We start from the raw sequence: 16,645 nt of genomic DNA, 5'->3' as shown, positions 1-16,645 counted from the left end.
CGTCTTATTTAGGATAGGGTTTCTAAAAACTTCTTAATGCTAACAAAACCTTGTATTTCCCCATTAATACCTGTCATCTCCCCCAGAAAGCGATATAATATAAGTGAAACTATACGTGGAGGTGATGACCATGACTGCCTACAAAAAAGGGTGGCTACGAGCTAGCATTGCTGGGGGAATAACGAGTTTATTGACGCTCTTTCTCTACTTGTCGGGGCAACCTCATCAAGTAAACAAATCTACCTTTCTTACGGGGCTAATTGTCGCCATCATACTAGCAACTGCTCCCATTTACGACGATAACCGTTTATCGCTCAAACAGCAATCACTGCTCCACTTCTCTATCATGTGTGTTACCATCCTTCCAATCCTCTGTTTGTCCGGATGGTATCCCTTGCATAATGTCGTGGACTTCTTGAAAATCCTAGCTAGCTTCTTAACTTGCGGACTGGTCCTATGGTTGCTGGCTTATCTCATCTTTGGAAAACTTATCCACAAATGATTTCAAAACCAGATAAAAAGGACTCCAATTGAAGTCCTTTTCAGTTTACTTAAAAGTAATTATCCAAAAATAAGTTTAACAGCTCCATAGAGAAGCACAATAATACCAAGTACGATACGGTATTTTCCGAAAACTGTAAAATCATGTTTCTTAATGTAATTCATCAAGAAGCGAATCACGAACAAGCTGACAACAAAGGCTGTCACACTAGCTACCAAGAGAATAGCCACTTGTCCACCTGTCAAAGTATTTCCGTCAATGAAGTACTTAACTGCCTTAAGGCCACTGTAACCAAACATGGTTGGAATACCAAGGAAGAAAGTGAAGTCAGCAGCTACGCTACGACTAGTACCAACGATGATACCCCCAAGAATAGTAGCACCTGAACGGCTTGTCCCTGGAATGATACTCAAGACTTGGAAAAGACCAATATAGAAAGCTGTCTTGTAAGACATACGTGCCAAATCCGTTACCTTAGGTTCTACACGTCGATTGCGGTCCTCAATCCAAATAAAGGCAATCCCGTAGACCACCAACATGATAGCTACTACAAAGAAATTACTGAGATGGGCCTCCATCCAGTCATCTAAAAGAAGACCAAAGAAGGCTGAAGGAATACAGGCAATGACCACCTTGAGCCAAAGCTGCCAAGTCAATTGCACTTCACGTGCTGTCTTACCAGGTTGGAAGGGATTCAAACGTTTAAAGTAAATGACCATAACCGCAAGAATAGCACCAAGTTGGATAACGATATTAAACATATCAATGAAATCTTTACTTTGTCTCAAGTTCAAGAATTCATTCACCAAAATCAAGTGACCCGTAGATGAAATCGGTAGCCACTCAGTGATACCTTCGACAATCCCAAGAAAGACTGCTTTTAGTAATTCAATAATAAATTGTGCCGTTTGCATAATTATCTCCGTTTTAAAATGCTAGCCTCATCACACCAAAAATGATTAAGGCTCCAACTCGTCCTTCCCATTATATCAAATTACAACTTGTATTTGAAGACAATCTTGGTATAGAGATTGTTTTTCTAATCCCAACTTATTGTCATTAATCCTAATTTCCTGTAAAATAGTAAGGTATGACATTTTTATAGGAGACATTGTTTCAATGAAAAAAATTATTGTAGCCTGCTTTGCAGCGCTCCTCCTCGTTTTTGGCGGAGTATCAAGCGCTCAAGCAGACGAGTATCTCCGTGTCGGTATGGAGGCTGCCTATGCACCTTTCAACTGGACGCAGGACGATGACTCAAACGGAGCCGTTCCAATCGAAGGTACCAAACAGTATGCCAACGGTTATGACGTGCAGATTGCTAAAAAAATCGCTGAAGCTCAAGGGAAGAAACCCTTGGTGGTTAAAACAGCTTGGACAGGTTTGATTCCTGCCCTCACTTCCGGCAAAATCGATATGATCATCGCAGGTATGAGCCCAACAGCTGAACGTCGTCAAGAAATCGACTTTTCAGATACCTACTACCGAAGCGAACCTGTCATGGTTGTCAGCTCAGACGGTGATTATGCCAACGCTAAGAGTCTCAAAGACTTCAAGGATGCTAAAATCACAGCTCAACAAGGGGTTTATCTCTATAATTTGATTGATCAAATCCCAGGTGTCAGCAAACAAACCGCTATGGGAGACTTCGGTGCTATGCGCCAAGCCCTTGCATCTGGTATCATCGATGGTTATGTTTCAGAGCGTCCTGAAGCAAAAACTGCCGAAGAAGCTAGCTCAAAATATAAGATGATTACGCTTAAAGATGGTGGTTTCCAGGTTTCAGACGATGACGTATCCTTGGCCGTCGGTCTTCGCAAAGGAGACAGCCAGCAAATGGAACAAGTCAATAAGGTCCTTGCTGGAATCAGCCAAGAGGAACGTGTTAAACTGATGGATCACATCATTGACATCCAACCTGCAGATAAGACTGACGAGGCTAAAAAAGGAAACTTCTTTAGTCAGATGAGCACCATCATCGCTAAGAACTGGCCACAATTCCTACGTGGTACAGGAATTACCCTTCTTATCTCAATTATCGGTACAGTTGTAGGTACTTTCATCGGTCTTATGATTGGTGTTTACCGCACAGCTCCTAAGGCTGCTAATAAATTTGTAGCCTTGCTCCAAAAACTCTTCGGTTGGGTTCTTAATGTCTATATCGAAGTTTTCCGTGGTACACCAATGATTGTACAATCTATGGTTATCTACTACGGTACTGCCCAAGCCTTTGGTATCAATATTGATCGTACCCTAGCAGCTGTCTTCATCGTTTCTATCAACACCGGAGCCTACATGAGTGAAATCGTTCGTGGTGGTATCTTCGCTGTAGATAAAGGACAATTTGAAGCTGCAACTGCTCTTGGATTTACCCATGGCCAAACCATGCGTAAGATTGTTCTTCCACAGGTTATCCGTAACATCTTGCCAGCTACTGGTAATGAGTTCGTTATCAATATCAAGGATACCTCTGTTTTGAACGTTATCTCTGTTGTGGAACTTTACTTCGCAGGTAACACTGTCGCAAGCCAAACTTATCAATACTTCCAAACATTCTTTGTTATCGCAGCAATCTACTTTGTCCTTACCTTCACAGTGACACGCATCTTGCGTTATGTAGAACGCCGTTTGGATCAAGATACTTACACACAAGGAGGGGTTCACTAATGACTGAGACGATTTTAGAAATTAAAAACCTCAAAAAATCATACGGAAAAAATGAAGTCCTCAAAGATATCTCCCTCAGTGTCAAAAAGGGTGAGGTTATCTCAATTATTGGTTCTTCAGGTTCAGGGAAATCAACCTTCCTTCGCTCTATTAACCTACTCGAGTCACCTTCAGGTGGTGAAATCCTCTATCATGGAGACAATGTCCTTGAAAAAGGTTACGACCTCACTACCTATCGTGAAAGACTCGGTATGGTTTTCCAATCTTTCAACCTCTTTGAAAACCTTAATGTTTTGGAAAATGCTATCGTAGCTCAAACAACCGTTCTCAAACGTGACCGCAAAGAAGCTGAGAGTATCGCCAAAGCTAACTTGGAGAAAGTTGGTATGGGGGAACAATACTGGAAAGCTAAACCAAAACAACTCTCAGGGGGACAAAAACAACGTGTGGCCATTGCCCGTGCCCTCTCTGTTGATCCTGAAGCCATCCTATTTGACGAGCCAACTTCAGCCCTTGACCCAGAAATGGTAGGGGAAGTACTCAAGACTATGCAGGAGCTATCTGAAACTGGTTTGACCATGATTATCGTTACCCATGAAATGGAGTTCGCACGTGATGTTTCAGACCGTGTCATCTTCATGGATAAAGGGGTAATCGCTGAACAAGGTAGCCCAGAACAAATCTTTGAAAATCCTAAAGAAGAACGTACCAAGGAATTCCTCAAACGTTTCTTGGGTTAAAAACAAAAAAGTTAAGGTTTCGACCTTAACTTTTTTTAGATTCTCAAATATATAAAAAAACGGCATCTGCCGTTTTTTTGTCTATGATTAGTTACGACGTGTACGTCTGTCAACAAAACCAAGGAAGGCCAATAATGTCATAAAGAGACCTACAAGGCTGAATCCTACTGCAGTTGACTCACCTGTTTCTGGCAAGCTGTCTGCTTCTTGTACAGGAGCTTGTTTCTCTGCTTTTGCTTGACCATAATTTACAGGAATTTGAGCCGCCGTTTGAGCTGCTTTTTCTTGTGTTGTGAAAGCAACAACTTTACCATCTACATCGTAAACAGGTACTGGTGTAAGACCTTTAGAGATGATGTTAGCATACTCTTTAGCCAATTGTGTTTGAAGCTCTTTGTCTGCCTTAGCTTTCATATAGTTATCGAAAGCTGTTTGAACTGTCGTGTATTCGCTCGTTAATTTATCACGCTTAGCTGACAATTCAACCAGTTTCGCACGTTCAGTTGAAAGAGCACCTTTCGCCGCAGTAAATTTAGCAAAGGCCGTTGCACGTTCTGCCTTAGCCTTAGCTAGGTTAGCTGAAGCATTTGTAAGAGCTGCTACATGGTTCTTAGCAGAAGCCAAAGCTTGGTTAGCTTGTGTCAATGCTACTTGTTTCTTAGCAGTATCTTGCTTAGCAGCGTTGTAGGCATTTGTCAAACGTTGCAAGGTCGCAGAGCTTGCCGCAAGTTTATCTTTAGCTGTTTGAAGCTCTGCTTGTTTTTCATCAAGAGTTGCTTGAGCTTTGCTAAGTGCTGCTGCTTTTTCTTGTGCATTAGCATTAAGATTTTCAACTGCAGCATTAGCTTTTTCCAATTCTGATTTAGCAGTTGCAAGGGCTGCTTGTTTTTCAGAAAGGTTATTCTGAGCAGCTGCCAACTTGCTTGCAGTCGCTTTAAGAGCTGCAAGTTCTGATTGAGTATTCTTAAGTTTAAGAGTTGCTGACTCAGAAGCAGATTTCTTGCTAGCCAAATCACTTTGAGCTTGATCGTTAGCTTGTTTAGCAGCTTCATAAGCTGCTTTTGCAGCTGCTAGATTTGCATTTGAAGATGGTTGAGATGAGTTACCTACATATGGGTTAGCAATCTTAGTTGTGTCAAAGCTACTATCAGAAGCGATAGAATTTTTGTTGACATTGTTTACGTGAACATTAAAGGCACCGGCAACAACACTGATATCTGTACCAATGTAAGACTCACCACCATCTGCTGTAAGTCCAGAGATAGAACGAGCATGGTTCCACTCATTACCATTAAACATGAAGTCGAGCATAGCTTCATAGACATATTTCTTAATGTCGTTAAGTGTAAATGGTCCTGTCAAACCTTGCCATGTATTAAGGTTTTCACCAATACTTACACTATTAAATGACTTACCAGCACGGTCAAGGGCGGCACTATCATGTCGTTTATGGGTAATAGCTTCCCAACCCCAGTTATCTGCTACATAACCATCTGAAACACGATCAGCCGCAAGAACACTACCTTTTGAAACAGATGTTTGAGTTGTACCAAAAGCTGTACGAATTTGGTTAATCAAACTTGAAGCATACAATGACAAATCTGTAATTTGAGCTTCACTAAGGTTATTCAAATCACTAATTTTAACATTTTTATCCGCTTCATTATCTTGATAACTATTGTTACCACGATCACGTTTATTGACGTTCTTCAAGACTTGTTCAGCTTGAGCTATTTCTGCTGCTGTCGCTGTTTTAGACTCATGAATCTTAAGAGCATTGACATACTCTTGTGACACTGAGAATTTTTGACGAACATTAGCTGTTGAAGTTGTTGAAGATTCTGCTTTTTTCTTAGCTGCTTCAGCGGCTGCAAGGGCAGCTGCTTTTTCATTAGCTACCGTTTGAGCAGTCTCATAGGCTGCTTTAGCTTGGTTTGCTGCATTTTGATCTGCAGTCAATTGACCTTCTTTAGCTGAAATAGCAGTCGCTTTTTCTTTATCAGCTGCCTGAGCGGCTGCCAATTCTTCTTGAGCTTTTTTCTCAGCTACTGTTGCAGCGTCAAAAACTGATTGTGCTTTAGCTTGGTTAGAAGCTGCCTCAGAAGCGCTAGAACCATTAAGAGCTGCTTTAGCAGCATCTACTGATTTTTGAGCATTAGCAACTTCACTAGCTTTAGCATTGACATTAGCTTGATCTGTATTAACGACAGATTGCTGTTTGTCTGCTGCATCTTTGGCAGTTTTTTCTGCTGATTGAGCTGTTTCGACTGCTGACTTAGCTTCCTTAGCCGCATTTTCTGCAGTAGTTACTTGACCTTGAGCGGCAGCAATAGTTTCTGGGCTTGCTTCATCGGCTGCTGTTTGTGCCTTTTGCAAGTTAGCATCCGCTGTCGCTAGATTTGCTTGAGCCTGGTTGGCAACTGCTTCATGATTAGCAACTACTGACTCTTGTTGCGATACTGCTTGATTTGCAGCGCTGGCTTGTTCTCTAGCCGCTTCAACTTGGGCTTGAGTTGGGACAGCTTGTGTAGCTGTCGATGATACTGATGCTGTTGTTGAGGCTTGATCGTTTGTCGTTACCTCATCAGCTTTAGCAACTGTAGCAGAAACTGCAAGTGCTGCAATTCCAGCTGTCGCCAAAACCTTTTTATTCATAAGACGAACTCCTTTTTATGTTAAAAATTCACTACTATATAATAACATTTTAATAATCCTGAAACAAGATGCTGACTCCTAATTTTTTAAATTTAATTATTTTATAAGCTTTCATAGCCTGTTTACAAAAACCATTAAATTGTTAGTCAAAAGTAGAGTTGCTGTTTCAAAGTCCTTTTTTAGTCTTTGATTCTGCCTTATCTTTCCATTTTACCAAAACTTCGTTACAGTTTCTTAACTTTCTTTAAACGTTTTTTTGATATAATGTGTACTCATCATATGCAAATGGAGGAGCAAAGTGGCAAAAACATTAAAAACATTGAGTAACATCTTACTAGGAAGCCTATCACTGTGCTTGTCTTATTGGTTTTATAGGGGCCATCTCGAACAGTACGTTCATTACATCGCCCATTATGGCTCCTACTTCCAAGTCTTACTCAACCTAGTCATCATAGTCCTGCTTAGTTACTTTGTCTATGCTTTTTTGAAACTCCTTCTTACTAGACAGCTGAAAAAACAGACACTGCTCCTACTCTACTTCATTTACTTTCTTGCTCTCTTCTACCTACTTTTCTTGAAAAACATTGGTACCCAAGGTCTCTCACTTAATCCCCTTTCCTTCGCTCGGGAATTATACTGGGGGAGCCACTTCGTTCCCATCATGAACCTATTAATGTTCATTCCTCTGGGACTCCTCTTTTCTTCACGATTGAGTAATCTCCTACTTTGTCTCCTGACCCTTTTCACCGTCGAATCCATTCAGTATTTTGGACATTTGGGAGTCTTTGATTTAGGAGATATCGCCTTAAATATGCTAGGTATCCTTGTCGGAACCGCTATCCATCAACTCCCTCAATTTCAAACAGTTATCAAAAAGATTTTAAGATAGAGAAGCCTCCAGAATTAAATCTGGAGGTCTTTTGCTGGCTCTATAGATCTATCATCGTAAGAAATTCTTAGATGAATACAGCAAAACTGCCCTCTGAATCTAGAAAGCTGTTCTGAACTCGGGCTAAAATCCTAGTGAAAAAGAAAAACTGCCCCATTATAGAGCAGTTCCATTTTCGTGTATTCAATTGAACAAGGCCTAAGCACTTGGCAAAAAAGATAAAATCTCCTAAAAACTAAAGTTTCTTCGTCAATTTTCCTATTTTTGCTTTGTGCTTTTAACGGTCTTTGTATCTTGAATTAACGACGAAGTCCAAGTGAGCTGATCAACTCACGGTAACGGTTAACGTCTGTACGGCGAAGGTATGCCAACAAGTTACGACGGTGACCAATTTTTTTCATCAAACCACGGTAAGTAGCGTGGTCTTTTTTGTGTTGTTTAATGTGGTCGTTAAGGTGGTTGATTTCCCAAGTAAGGACAGCAACTTGAACCTCTACTGAGCCAGTGTCACCTTCGTGACGTGCGTATTGAGCAATGATTTCATTTTTTTTCTCTTTTGAGATTGCCATGTTTTTTCTCCTTTTTTTGCTCCATCCGAGTCTTAGGATTGGCTCTCCTAAAACCAAGAAAGAGTTGGTTTGTCTTTACGACCTCTCTATTTTAGCTTATCTACTAATCTTTGTCAATCACAAGATTCGCTGTTTAGATTTCTACATCTTAGACTTTTTTTGTCATTCTTGATTTCATCAAAAACCCAAGGAAAAGTAGGAAACTTACTATAGCATAGGCTAGGAAAATCCAACTAAAACTTGGAGATACAAGTGCCAATAATTTCAAAACATAAGGAGAGAGGGCAGACCCTAGGTTACACCCCAAGAGGACATAGGCTGTCGCTTTGTTCAACAGATTTCTAGCAATACGCTCAGAAAGTTGGTTAAAGATAATTGTCAAAACAGTACTATAGAAGAAACCAACACCAACTGAGGATACAATCAAAATCGGTAAGTTACTAGCCACTGACATCCCAAAGAGACAAACCGCCAATAAAAACATCACTATATGCAAAAGATGATTCTTAAAATATCCTATAAGAGAAGCGAAACTTAGTCCAGCTACAATTCCAATTCCCTGCTCTAAACTAAGTACTAAAGCTGATTGCCCACTCGCAATGGTCTTACCAGCAACCTGAAATAGAGGCACGCGCAAACTAATCGAAGAATTAATACAGATGACAAATCCTGCTAAAAGGGCCATGCCAAGGATCATACTAAGGTCTTTTTTGTTTAGATCTTGTTTACTTTTTGTAATTTGCTTCCTCTCCACCTGATCCATCGTTGGCACAAAAAGGAGGTACATGGTCAGAATCACAAAACCAAGACCATAAATAAGAAAGGCAAAGGTCCAATGGATTTTCAATAGTTGACCAACCAAAAGAGAACACGAAGCTCCACCAATCAACTCCATGGAGCCACGAATACCTAACATCTGAACCCGTTCTTTACCTTGAAAACGTTGACTGATGATGGCAATCGCCTTAGCATTGATAAGGCCAATCCCCATCCCAAAAGCAATACGTGACAGTAAGACAAGAGGATAGGCTTGTACAAAAAAAGGAAAAATCCCAGCACTACTAAGTAAAAGCAATCCAGTCACAATTAGCTGTCTATCACTTAGCCATTTGTCAATAAATGAATTAAGTAAGAGCATCGCTACTACGGAAAATGAAGGGACAGATACTAAAAGCTCCACTTGCGCGGCAGAAAAGGTTGGGCTATAGTAGTCCAACATAGGTGGTAGCGCTGTTGAAATCGAAAAGGCCGAAATCAAGAGCAAGGATAGCCCAAGTAGGCTCATTTTTTCTAAAATTCGTGTCATAATATAGGGATTAGAACATCCTTTCCTTACTTGTCTGATAGTTATTTTTTCATTATAATCTAAGGAGACTTTAAAAAATAGGACCTAGGTCCTAAAAAAGGAGATGTATGCGTAATCATGACATAAGACCTCAACTTGATCAGGTCTTTCCACCCCCCTACCTCGACCAATTACAGAAAGTCACCTTTCAAAAGAATGATTATATTTGTACCCAAGGGCAAGCTATCACAGAGCTAACCTACATTTTGTCAGGAAAGGTAAAAATTGTGCGTTCTCTCTTCAATGGTAAAGAACATATCCTAGAAATGCTTAACCAACCACAAATATTTGGAGATGTAGAACTCATGACCAATCAACCAGCAGGGTCATCAGTCATTGCTTTAGACGAGGTTCAAGCAGTTCAGCTCCCTTTAAATAATAAAGAAGAGCTCCTCAAAGATCCCGTTTTTCTCTATCAAATTGGGCATAACCTAGCCATGGCACTGCATAAACAGGGTATTACTGCCTCAACAAATGCAAGCTACTCTGTCAAAGAGCGTCTGGCTACTCATATGTTGAGTATTGAGGAAGAAGGTGTTTTTCAACTATCACCATCTATCCTAGCTGCCAGTTTTGGGACTAGCTATCGCCATGTGCAACGAGTCATCAAACAATTTATCGATCAAGGAATTATTGAAAAAGAAGCTTTTAAGACCTATCGTATTTTACAACGACAAACCTTGGAAAAACTGGCTTTTATCGATTAGAAAAAGCCTCACTTTAACCCTTGATGGTTTAATTTTCAACCCTTTTGTGCTATAGTTATAAACAAGTAAATCAAAGAAAATAGAGGTAAACAAATGGACGCTCAAACCAAAATTATCCGCGCCAGCCATATGATTGATATGAATGATATCATTCGCGAAGGAAACCCAACCTTGCGTGCTGTCGCTGAAGATGTAACCTTCCCACTATCAGACGAAGACGTTATCCTAGGTGAAAAAATGATGCAGTTTCTTCGTAATTCACAAGATCCTGTTATTGCTGAAAAAATGGGACTTCGTGGGGGAGTCGGTCTTGCAGCCCCACAATTGGATATTTCAAAACGCATTATCGCGGTTCTCGTTCCAAACCCTGAAGACGCTGAAGGTAATCCACCAAAAGAAGCATATAGCCTTCAAGAAATCATGTACAACCCTAAAGTAGTTGCCCATTCTGTTCAGGATGCTGCTTTGGGTGATGGAGAAGGATGCCTCTCAGTCGACCGCGACGTTCCTGGTTATGTGGTTCGTCATGCTCGAGTAACTGTTGAATACTACAACAAAGAGGGCGAAAAGCAACGTGTTAAGCTCCGTGGGTACAACTCAATTGTTGTTCAACATGAAATCGACCATACTAACGGTATCATGTTCTACGACCGCATCAATAAAGACAATCCATTCGCCATTAAAGATGGACTCTTGATTATCGAATAAAGAAAGCCTCAGTAGCAATACTGAGGTTTTAAGTTGAAGATAAGACCTTAGTGCCTCCGTATAGCTAGGTTAAAGTAGAAAAGAACCGACTTTCGTCGATTCTTTTTTCATTATATGAACCTGTCCTCAGACAAGCATATTGTAAAGTGTTTCGTTACCGTGAAGGTTGATATAACTTGGGTCAAAGGCTGAAAGACGCTCGAGAAGTCCATCATAATCGTCCTTATCACTAAGAGCGATACCAATGAGAACTGGACCTTTTCCTTTATTAGCACGTTTGATGTACTCAAAACGAGTGATATCATCATTTGGTCCCAAGATATCATTTACAAATTCACGAAGGGCACCAGGACGTTGTGGGAAGTTAACCACAAAGTAATGCTTGATGCCATCGTAGATAAGCGCACGTTCTTCCATCTCTGGCATACGGTTAATATCATTGTTACCACCTGAAATGATGCAGACGATGGTTTTTCCTTTAATCTCATCTTTAATCACTTCCAAAGCTGCTACTGATGCTGCACCTGCGGGTTCTGCAATGGTACCAACCTTAGAGTACATATCAATTAGGGTTTCTGAAATCAAGCCTTCATCAACTCCCAAGAGACGGTCAACATATTTACGTGCAACTTCATAGGTCTTGACACCTACCTTTTGAACAGCAATCCCATCCGCAAACTTATCAATTTCTTCGAGTTTTACAGGATAACCACGGTCAAAGGCAGCACGCATACTACGAGCACCACTAGCCTCAACACCAATAACTTCCATAGATGGTGCCACATCCTTGATATAAGTAGCCACACCAGAGATAAGGCCTCCGCCACCTACTGGAACCAAGATACTATCGAAGGAAACACCCTCCTCTTGAGCCTGCTCATAAATTTCATAAGCAACTGTTCCTTGACCCGCTTGGACATTATAATCGTCGAATGGATCAATGAAAGTCATGCCTTCAGACTTGGTATATTCCTGTGCTGCTTGAGCAGAAGCATCAAAGGTATCTCCCACCAATTTGATTGTTACAAACTTGCCACCAAAGAAACGGACTTGACCAATTTTTTGGAGAGGCGTTGTTACTGGCATAAAGATGGTTGCCGGAATCCTCATCTCGTTACAAGTGTAAGCAACCCCTTGAGCATGGTTTCCGGCTGATGCACAAACCACACCACGCGCCTTATCCTCATCACTCAATTGATGAATAGCATAGTAGGCTCCTCGCAATTTGAAAGAGCGTACCTTTTGCATATTTTCTTTTTTAATATAAATGGTCGCCCCGTATTTTTCAGATAAGTAGCGATCAAAATCTAGTGGTGTGCGTTCCACCACGTTTTTTAAGACTTCATTAGCCTTTACGATATCATTTGCAGTAATCATTGGCTCTCCTTTGACACAATATTCAAACTATTTCTATTGTATCACAATTTTCAGAAAAAATAGCAGCCAGTATAAAGAAAACTCCTTGTTTACACAAAGAGTTCTACTTATTTATTTATCAACTTTTTTTGACATCAAGAAGTTACGAAGAGCTGCAAGGGTTGCCGCACCTGCAAGGACAATAGCTGTAAGGATAGCTACAGCATGTTCTCCCCACTTGTGAGATTTTGCTGTTTTAGCAATTGTAGCCTTAAGATCTTCAGTTGTTCCTTTTTCACCTGCTTGCGTCGTTGTCTTACTTGCAAGGTTAAGATCTTGACTACCACTGTAAGTGTTATCTGACGAAGCTGTATTGACAAGGTCTTGACGGCTACTGCGAGTATAGCTAACATTTGTTGTAATGCTATCAATCATCTCAACAATATTTCTGATTGTAGTTGCATCGTACAAGCCACCCTCGGTATCTTTCAAGATTGATATTGCTAATTTTTCAATAGAAGCTTCTGAAGAAGTTGCTACCATAGGGTGAGATTCTGAGCTTGCTGTTTCTGAATATCTTGCATAATTGCTAAAGAGTGACGCTGCCTCTGTAATCGTTTCAGAAGTACTTGGTAAGTTTTCTGAGACGCGAGGAGCTGCAGAGAGTCTATTCCAACTATTGATGTTTTCTGATAGTCCATCAAGAATGACTTCCTCAGACGTGCTCACTGTTTCTGAAATTGCCGAAGTCACTTCTGAAGTGCTCACTTGACTTTCGGATTCTGTCAATGAAACAGCTGGTTCTTTAACTACTTCTGATTCTGAAACGACTGTGCTGATTGAATTCTCTGATTCAGATGCTGAAGTCTCGGAAGTTGATGCTTCTGAACTAATTTCAGTTTCTGATGCTTCCGATGATACTGTTGCACTTTCTGATACTTCTGATGAGGCTGTTGAGTCAGCTGTGCTTGTGGCCTTTGAAGCTGGTGTAGTGATTGAATCTGACGCTACTGCACCTTGATCCGTATTAGATATTGAGTTGTCATCTTTCTTATCATGTGCGGTCTCTGATACAGCTATTGCCACTGGAACAGCTGCTGAGTTTACTAACTCGTCAACTGTTGGTGCTGGTTTAGTTATTTCATCTAGTTTAGGAGCTTCAACAGATGGTTTCGTATCAGTTGGAGCCTCTGAACCTTTGTTTACTGTTGTATTTTCGGATTTAGCTGTTTCTGAGCTTGCTTCAGATGTTACGGTATTGTCTGCTTTCTTACCAGCTTGGTTAGTAACTGGTTTCAAGATAACTGGTTCTACCGGTGTTGCTGTTGTGTCTTCCTTGATATAGAGCATGTTCCAAAGCATTAGTTTAGGAACTGAAATGACAAGTACTGGTTGACCATTTTCATCTGTTTCAAGGCTTGCTTGTGCCTTCTTCATGCTTGAAGTTGCCCAATCATCTGGTGACGTCACATAGACTTGATCAGCAATTTTAGCTGCTTCTTGGGCTGTTTTACCTGCTAGACTAAGACGAACTGTGAGATTTTCTTGAGCGTCCGGTGTTTTATTATCCGCATAACCCTCTTCATTATGCCAGCCCGCATTGATGCCCATCATGTTAATCATTTGAACAGTTGAGAAACCTTTTCCTGATTTAGCAAATGTCCAAACTTGATCTCCTGTCACACCTAGAGCATCCTTAGAAAGGATTTCACCAGCAGCATTCTTGGTAGATACAGCCTGAGTGCTGTTAGTCACCCCCTCACCACGAAGAAGAGTTTCATAAGCAGTGATAAACTGTTGGTAATTGTAAAGCTTACGAATAGTGTCCTTAGCCACACTGAGGTATTGAGTTGGGTAATAAGCACTTTGAAGGACGTTTAGGGCTGCATTAGCATTGGCAAGGGCTGCAATGGACATGTGATAGCCACCGGCTGCAGCTACTGTCGCATCTACGAGAAGAGTCGCGTCAGCTTGCAATGGCTTACCAGCAAGGGCATCTTTACCAGCACCGTTAGTTGCTTTTCCACCAGGAACAGTATAATCAATACCTGGTTCTTCCATGTAGGCACCAACGATAAGTGATTTACCAGTTTTATTGCGTACCATATCGATACGTGCTTTCAAATCACCATAGGCAACCTGCATACGTCCTGGAATAACTGAACCACCGTTTGTCCAGAGCTCATTATAAACAACATCTTGACGTGCCTTGGCTAATTTATCATCATTACCACCATTGACATCATTGATTGTGATGTAGTACTTTTCACCAATGAGGTCTTTCATAGCATTAATAAATGACGCATAGGAATCAGACATCATGTATGAGTCAGCCTCGTCTGAGCTGTTACGGTGCTCATAATCAGTCACACGGTTGTCACCAATTGTATCACCTTGCCAACCATCGAAGCCCATACGATCCATAGCTGATTTCATGACACCCGCAATGTATTTTTGCCAATCTGGATTAGCTGGATCATAGTAAACTTGAGTTGGGTTATCACCGATAGTGTAAGTCATCGGCTCACCCTTCTTACCAAAGCTATCGTAGAAGTTATAAGCCAAAGCAGCAAGTGGAAGTGCTGGATTCTTTGGATTTGAATCTGCTGAAATCATGTTATAAAGCATGGCAACAGCACCTGACTTATGAACTTGGTCAACTAATTCTTTAACAGCCTTAGTGTCAACCTGAGTATGACTCCAGGTATTCCATTTTTGAACAAAGCTATCAACACCCTCTGGGTAAGGATCTGTAGCTTCACTATAAGCATCATAGAAGAAATATGAGTTGATATTCATAGACTTCATGAGCTCAAGCTCTTTACGGTAGGCTTCAAGATTTTTAACAAGAATACTGTTTTGATCCGTTGGCGAACCTGCTACAATACCGTAACGTGGGAAAACTGTCCAATCATCTTCAACAGACAAGCCAGCACGCTTGCTTGACAAAGTACTACCTGATTTATCGTTGACACTGATTGTCACCAAGTAACCTGTATTGTTTGTCAACCACTCTGACGCTACTATCAAGTTTGAAACCTTAGCTGAGGTTCCTGCCGCTAGCGTAAGGTCAACGTTATCTTGACCGATGATCTCTGAAGCATGTTGAAGTGTCAAGTTGACAGTCATCGTCTTAGTTTCTGCTGTTGGATTAGACACAACAACAGAATAGTTAATATCACCATCTGTCTTGCTATAAGCAGCTTTTGTTGTTTCTGGATCTGTCAAGTAAGCATCACCATTTAAGTTTTGCTCTGTCACTTCTGTAACTGGTGTCACTTGAGCAGTTGAATGGCGTCCTGCTTCAGTAGCATTATCAGATGATGATGTGATGGTTTCCACAGCAGCTGACTCAGGAGCTAGTGCTTCACTAGCTACAAGCATTTCTGAGCTAGCACTCTCTGCTGGCACAGCTTGTGAAAATATTGTAGAAGCTGTTGCTGTTGTTGCAGTATCTGTCGCAACAGCGGCAGATGATGGACCTACTTCTGTTGTCGCAACTGGAGCAACTGCCTCCGTTGGTACCACCACCAAGTTATCTGCTTCTGTTGTAATGACTGGTTTTGTTGCTTCTGAACTGACTATGCTATCTGCCTTGGCGACCTGATTCATCCCTAGGACACCGCCGGCTACAAACAAACCTGATAATAATTTAGTTGACGCTACTTTCTTTGACATCTCTCTATCCCTCTAAAAAAGTTTAAATCACCTCGGCGTTTCAAATTATCACTATTTGTATTTGCATGCTGTAAACTCGAGTTATTTTTTAGTTTCATAAAAATCGCTTGGTGTTTCTTATGAAACTAATGTTAACTTAATCTTTTTTGTAAGACAAGGGAATTTCCGGCAATCCTCGTAAACGGTAATTTTTTCATCATGAATGGTCAGATTTTTTCAGAAATTTGAGAAAAACATTTTCTAATTTCATTAAATATTCACTTGGTTAAGCCTACTTAAAATAACAAAAATAAATCCCAAATAATGAAAATCGATCACCTAAATTGCCCATACGATGAGAGTAAAAAAACCACCTCTCACACAAGGCGAGAAATGGTTTGTTTATCGATTTTTAGTATCTAAAATAATGGTCACAGGTCCGTCATTGACCAGACTAACCTGCATATCTGCACCAAAGCGTCCTCTTTCTACAGGAACATGTGTTGACAAGGATTGGTTGAAATCGTCATAGAGCTGGCTAGCCATGTCAGGCTTTGCAGCACCTGTAAATGCTGGTCGATTCCCTTTTTTCGTATCTGCAAAAAGCGTAAACTGAGAAATCGACAAAATCTGGCCATCAATATCCTTAACAGAAAGATTCATCTTGCCATCTTCATCTGAAAAAATACGCATATTGACAATCTTACGAACTGCATACTCTAGGTCCTCTTTGGTATCCTCTGGACCAACTCCGACCAAGAGTAAGAGCCCCTGATTAATAGCACCAACCGTAGAATCCTCAATAACCACAGAGGCACTTTGCACGCGCTGAATCACAATCTTCATTGCA

13 protein-coding genes are annotated in these 16,645 nt (G+C 40.8%); 6 read left to right on the top strand and 7 right to left on the bottom strand.

Translation table 11 applies throughout. The features are described 5' to 3' along the window. The first annotated feature begins 130 nt into the window (after positions 1 to 130). Positions 131 to 502, top strand: a complete 372-nt coding sequence (locus BSR19_RS01030) for a DUF3021 family protein (RefSeq protein ID WP_002889766.1) — start codon at positions 131 to 133, stop codon at positions 500 to 502. Between the two features lie 59 nt (positions 503 to 561). Here BSR19_RS01030 and BSR19_RS01025 read toward each other — a convergent pair whose 3' ends face one another. Next, entirely contained in the window at positions 562 to 1,416 is an 855-nt protein-coding gene (locus BSR19_RS01025; RefSeq protein WP_002883622.1) for an undecaprenyl-diphosphate phosphatase, read from the bottom strand. Between the two features lie 205 nt (positions 1,417 to 1,621). Between BSR19_RS01025 and BSR19_RS01020 the strand changes: the two genes are divergently transcribed. After that, positions 1,622 to 3,169, top strand: coding sequence for an ABC transporter substrate-binding protein/permease (locus BSR19_RS01020; RefSeq protein WP_156246333.1), 1,548 nt, complete (start codon positions 1,622 to 1,624; stop codon positions 3,167 to 3,169). Further along, complete coding sequence (locus BSR19_RS01015) at positions 3,169 to 3,909, top strand: amino acid ABC transporter ATP-binding protein (protein ID WP_002886432.1); 741 nt, start codon at positions 3,169 to 3,171, stop codon at positions 3,907 to 3,909. Before BSR19_RS01020 ends, BSR19_RS01015 begins: the two co-directional genes overlap by 1 nt. 87 nt (positions 3,910 to 3,996) lie before the next feature. Here BSR19_RS01015 and BSR19_RS01010 read toward each other — a convergent pair whose 3' ends face one another. After that, positions 3,997 to 6,564, bottom strand: a complete 2,568-nt coding sequence (locus BSR19_RS01010) for an SEC10/PgrA surface exclusion domain-containing protein (RefSeq protein ID WP_156246332.1) — start codon at positions 6,562 to 6,564, stop codon at positions 3,997 to 3,999. Between the two features lie 298 nt (positions 6,565 to 6,862). Here BSR19_RS01010 and BSR19_RS01005 point away from each other — a divergent pair, with 298 nt between their 5' ends. After that, entirely contained in the window at positions 6,863 to 7,453 is a 591-nt protein-coding gene (locus BSR19_RS01005) for a VanZ family protein (RefSeq protein ID WP_002889749.1), read from the top strand. Positions 7,454 to 7,752: 299 nt separating this feature from the next. Here the strand turns inward: BSR19_RS01005 and rpsO are convergent, their stop codons facing one another. Then, positions 7,753 to 8,022 carry a 30S ribosomal protein S15 gene (gene rpsO, locus BSR19_RS01000; RefSeq protein WP_008535715.1) on the bottom strand — a complete coding sequence of 90 codons (270 nt, stop codon included), beginning with the start codon at positions 8,020 to 8,022 and terminating at the stop codon, positions 7,753 to 7,755. A gap of 148 nt (positions 8,023 to 8,170) precedes the next feature. Next, the gene (locus BSR19_RS00995) at positions 8,171 to 9,328 is read right to left on the bottom strand and encodes an MFS transporter (RefSeq protein WP_156246331.1); all 1,158 of its coding nucleotides are present in this window, start codon (positions 9,326 to 9,328) and stop codon (positions 8,171 to 8,173) included. A gap of 107 nt (positions 9,329 to 9,435) precedes the next feature. Here BSR19_RS00995 and BSR19_RS00990 point away from each other — a divergent pair, with 107 nt between their 5' ends. Further along, the gene (locus BSR19_RS00990) at positions 9,436 to 10,074 is read left to right on the top strand and encodes a Crp/Fnr family transcriptional regulator (RefSeq protein ID WP_156246330.1); all 639 of its coding nucleotides are present in this window, start codon (positions 9,436 to 9,438) and stop codon (positions 10,072 to 10,074) included. 93 nt (positions 10,075 to 10,167) lie between these two features. Then, entirely contained in the window at positions 10,168 to 10,782 is a 615-nt protein-coding gene (def, locus tag BSR19_RS00985; RefSeq protein WP_002889744.1) for a peptide deformylase, read from the top strand. Positions 10,783 to 10,908: 126 nt separating this feature from the next. On the opposite strand, the gene ilvA is transcribed toward def, so the two are convergent. The 3 genes from ilvA to dtd form a co-directional block, all read right to left on the bottom strand. Beyond that, on the bottom strand, positions 10,909 to 12,159 hold the full coding sequence (gene ilvA, locus BSR19_RS00980) for a threonine ammonia-lyase IlvA (protein WP_145517013.1): 1,251 nt from the start codon (positions 12,157 to 12,159) through the stop codon (positions 10,909 to 10,911). A 111-nt stretch (positions 12,160 to 12,270) separates the two neighbouring features. Continuing rightward, positions 12,271 to 15,816, bottom strand: coding sequence for a glycoside hydrolase family 66 protein (locus BSR19_RS00975; protein WP_156246329.1), 3,546 nt, complete (start codon positions 15,814 to 15,816; stop codon positions 12,271 to 12,273). 381 nt (positions 15,817 to 16,197) lie between these two features. Continuing rightward, positions 16,198 to 16,641, bottom strand: a complete 444-nt coding sequence (gene dtd, locus BSR19_RS00970; RefSeq protein ID WP_156246328.1) for a D-aminoacyl-tRNA deacylase — start codon at positions 16,639 to 16,641, stop codon at positions 16,198 to 16,200. Positions 16,642 to 16,645 lie beyond the last annotated feature (4 nt).

Origin of the sequence: Streptococcus salivarius (genome assembly GCF_009738225.1) — a bacterium.
Taxonomy (GTDB): domain Bacteria; phylum Bacillota; class Bacilli; order Lactobacillales; family Streptococcaceae; genus Streptococcus.
This window is presented reverse-complemented; position numbering and strand designations above follow the sequence as displayed.

What these genes read in the sequence shown, in the direction of transcription:
- BSR19_RS00975 (WP_156246329.1), bottom strand. Translation starts at nt 15,816, where the DNA reads ATGTCAAAGAAAGTAGCGTCAACTAAATTATTATCAGGTTTGTTTGTA.
- BSR19_RS01020 (WP_156246333.1), top strand. Translation starts at nt 1,622, where the DNA reads ATGAAAAAAATTATTGTAGCCTGCTTTGCAGCGCTCCTCCTCGTTTTT.
- dtd (WP_156246328.1), bottom strand. Translation starts at nt 16,641, where the DNA reads ATGAAGATTGTGATTCAGCGCGTGCAAAGTGCCTCTGTGGTTATTGAG.
- BSR19_RS00995 (WP_156246331.1), bottom strand. Translation starts at nt 9,328, where the DNA reads ATGACACGAATTTTAGAAAAAATGAGCCTACTTGGGCTATCCTTGCTC.
- BSR19_RS01010 (WP_156246332.1), bottom strand. Translation starts at nt 6,564, where the DNA reads ATGAATAAAAAGGTTTTGGCGACAGCTGGAATTGCAGCACTTGCAGTT.
- BSR19_RS00990 (WP_156246330.1), top strand. Translation starts at nt 9,436, where the DNA reads ATGCGTAATCATGACATAAGACCTCAACTTGATCAGGTCTTTCCACCC.
- ilvA (WP_145517013.1), bottom strand. Translation starts at nt 12,159, where the DNA reads ATGATTACTGCAAATGATATCGTAAAGGCTAATGAAGTCTTAAAAAAC.
- def (WP_002889744.1), top strand. Translation starts at nt 10,168, where the DNA reads ATGGACGCTCAAACCAAAATTATCCGCGCCAGCCATATGATTGATATG.
- rpsO (WP_008535715.1), bottom strand. Translation starts at nt 8,022, where the DNA reads ATGGCAATCTCAAAAGAGAAAAAAAATGAAATCATTGCTCAATACGCA.
- BSR19_RS01015 (WP_002886432.1), top strand. Translation starts at nt 3,169, where the DNA reads ATGACTGAGACGATTTTAGAAATTAAAAACCTCAAAAAATCATACGGA.
- BSR19_RS01025 (WP_002883622.1), bottom strand. Translation starts at nt 1,416, where the DNA reads ATGCAAACGGCACAATTTATTATTGAATTACTAAAAGCAGTCTTTCTT.
- BSR19_RS01030 (WP_002889766.1), top strand. Translation starts at nt 131, where the DNA reads ATGACTGCCTACAAAAAAGGGTGGCTACGAGCTAGCATTGCTGGGGGA.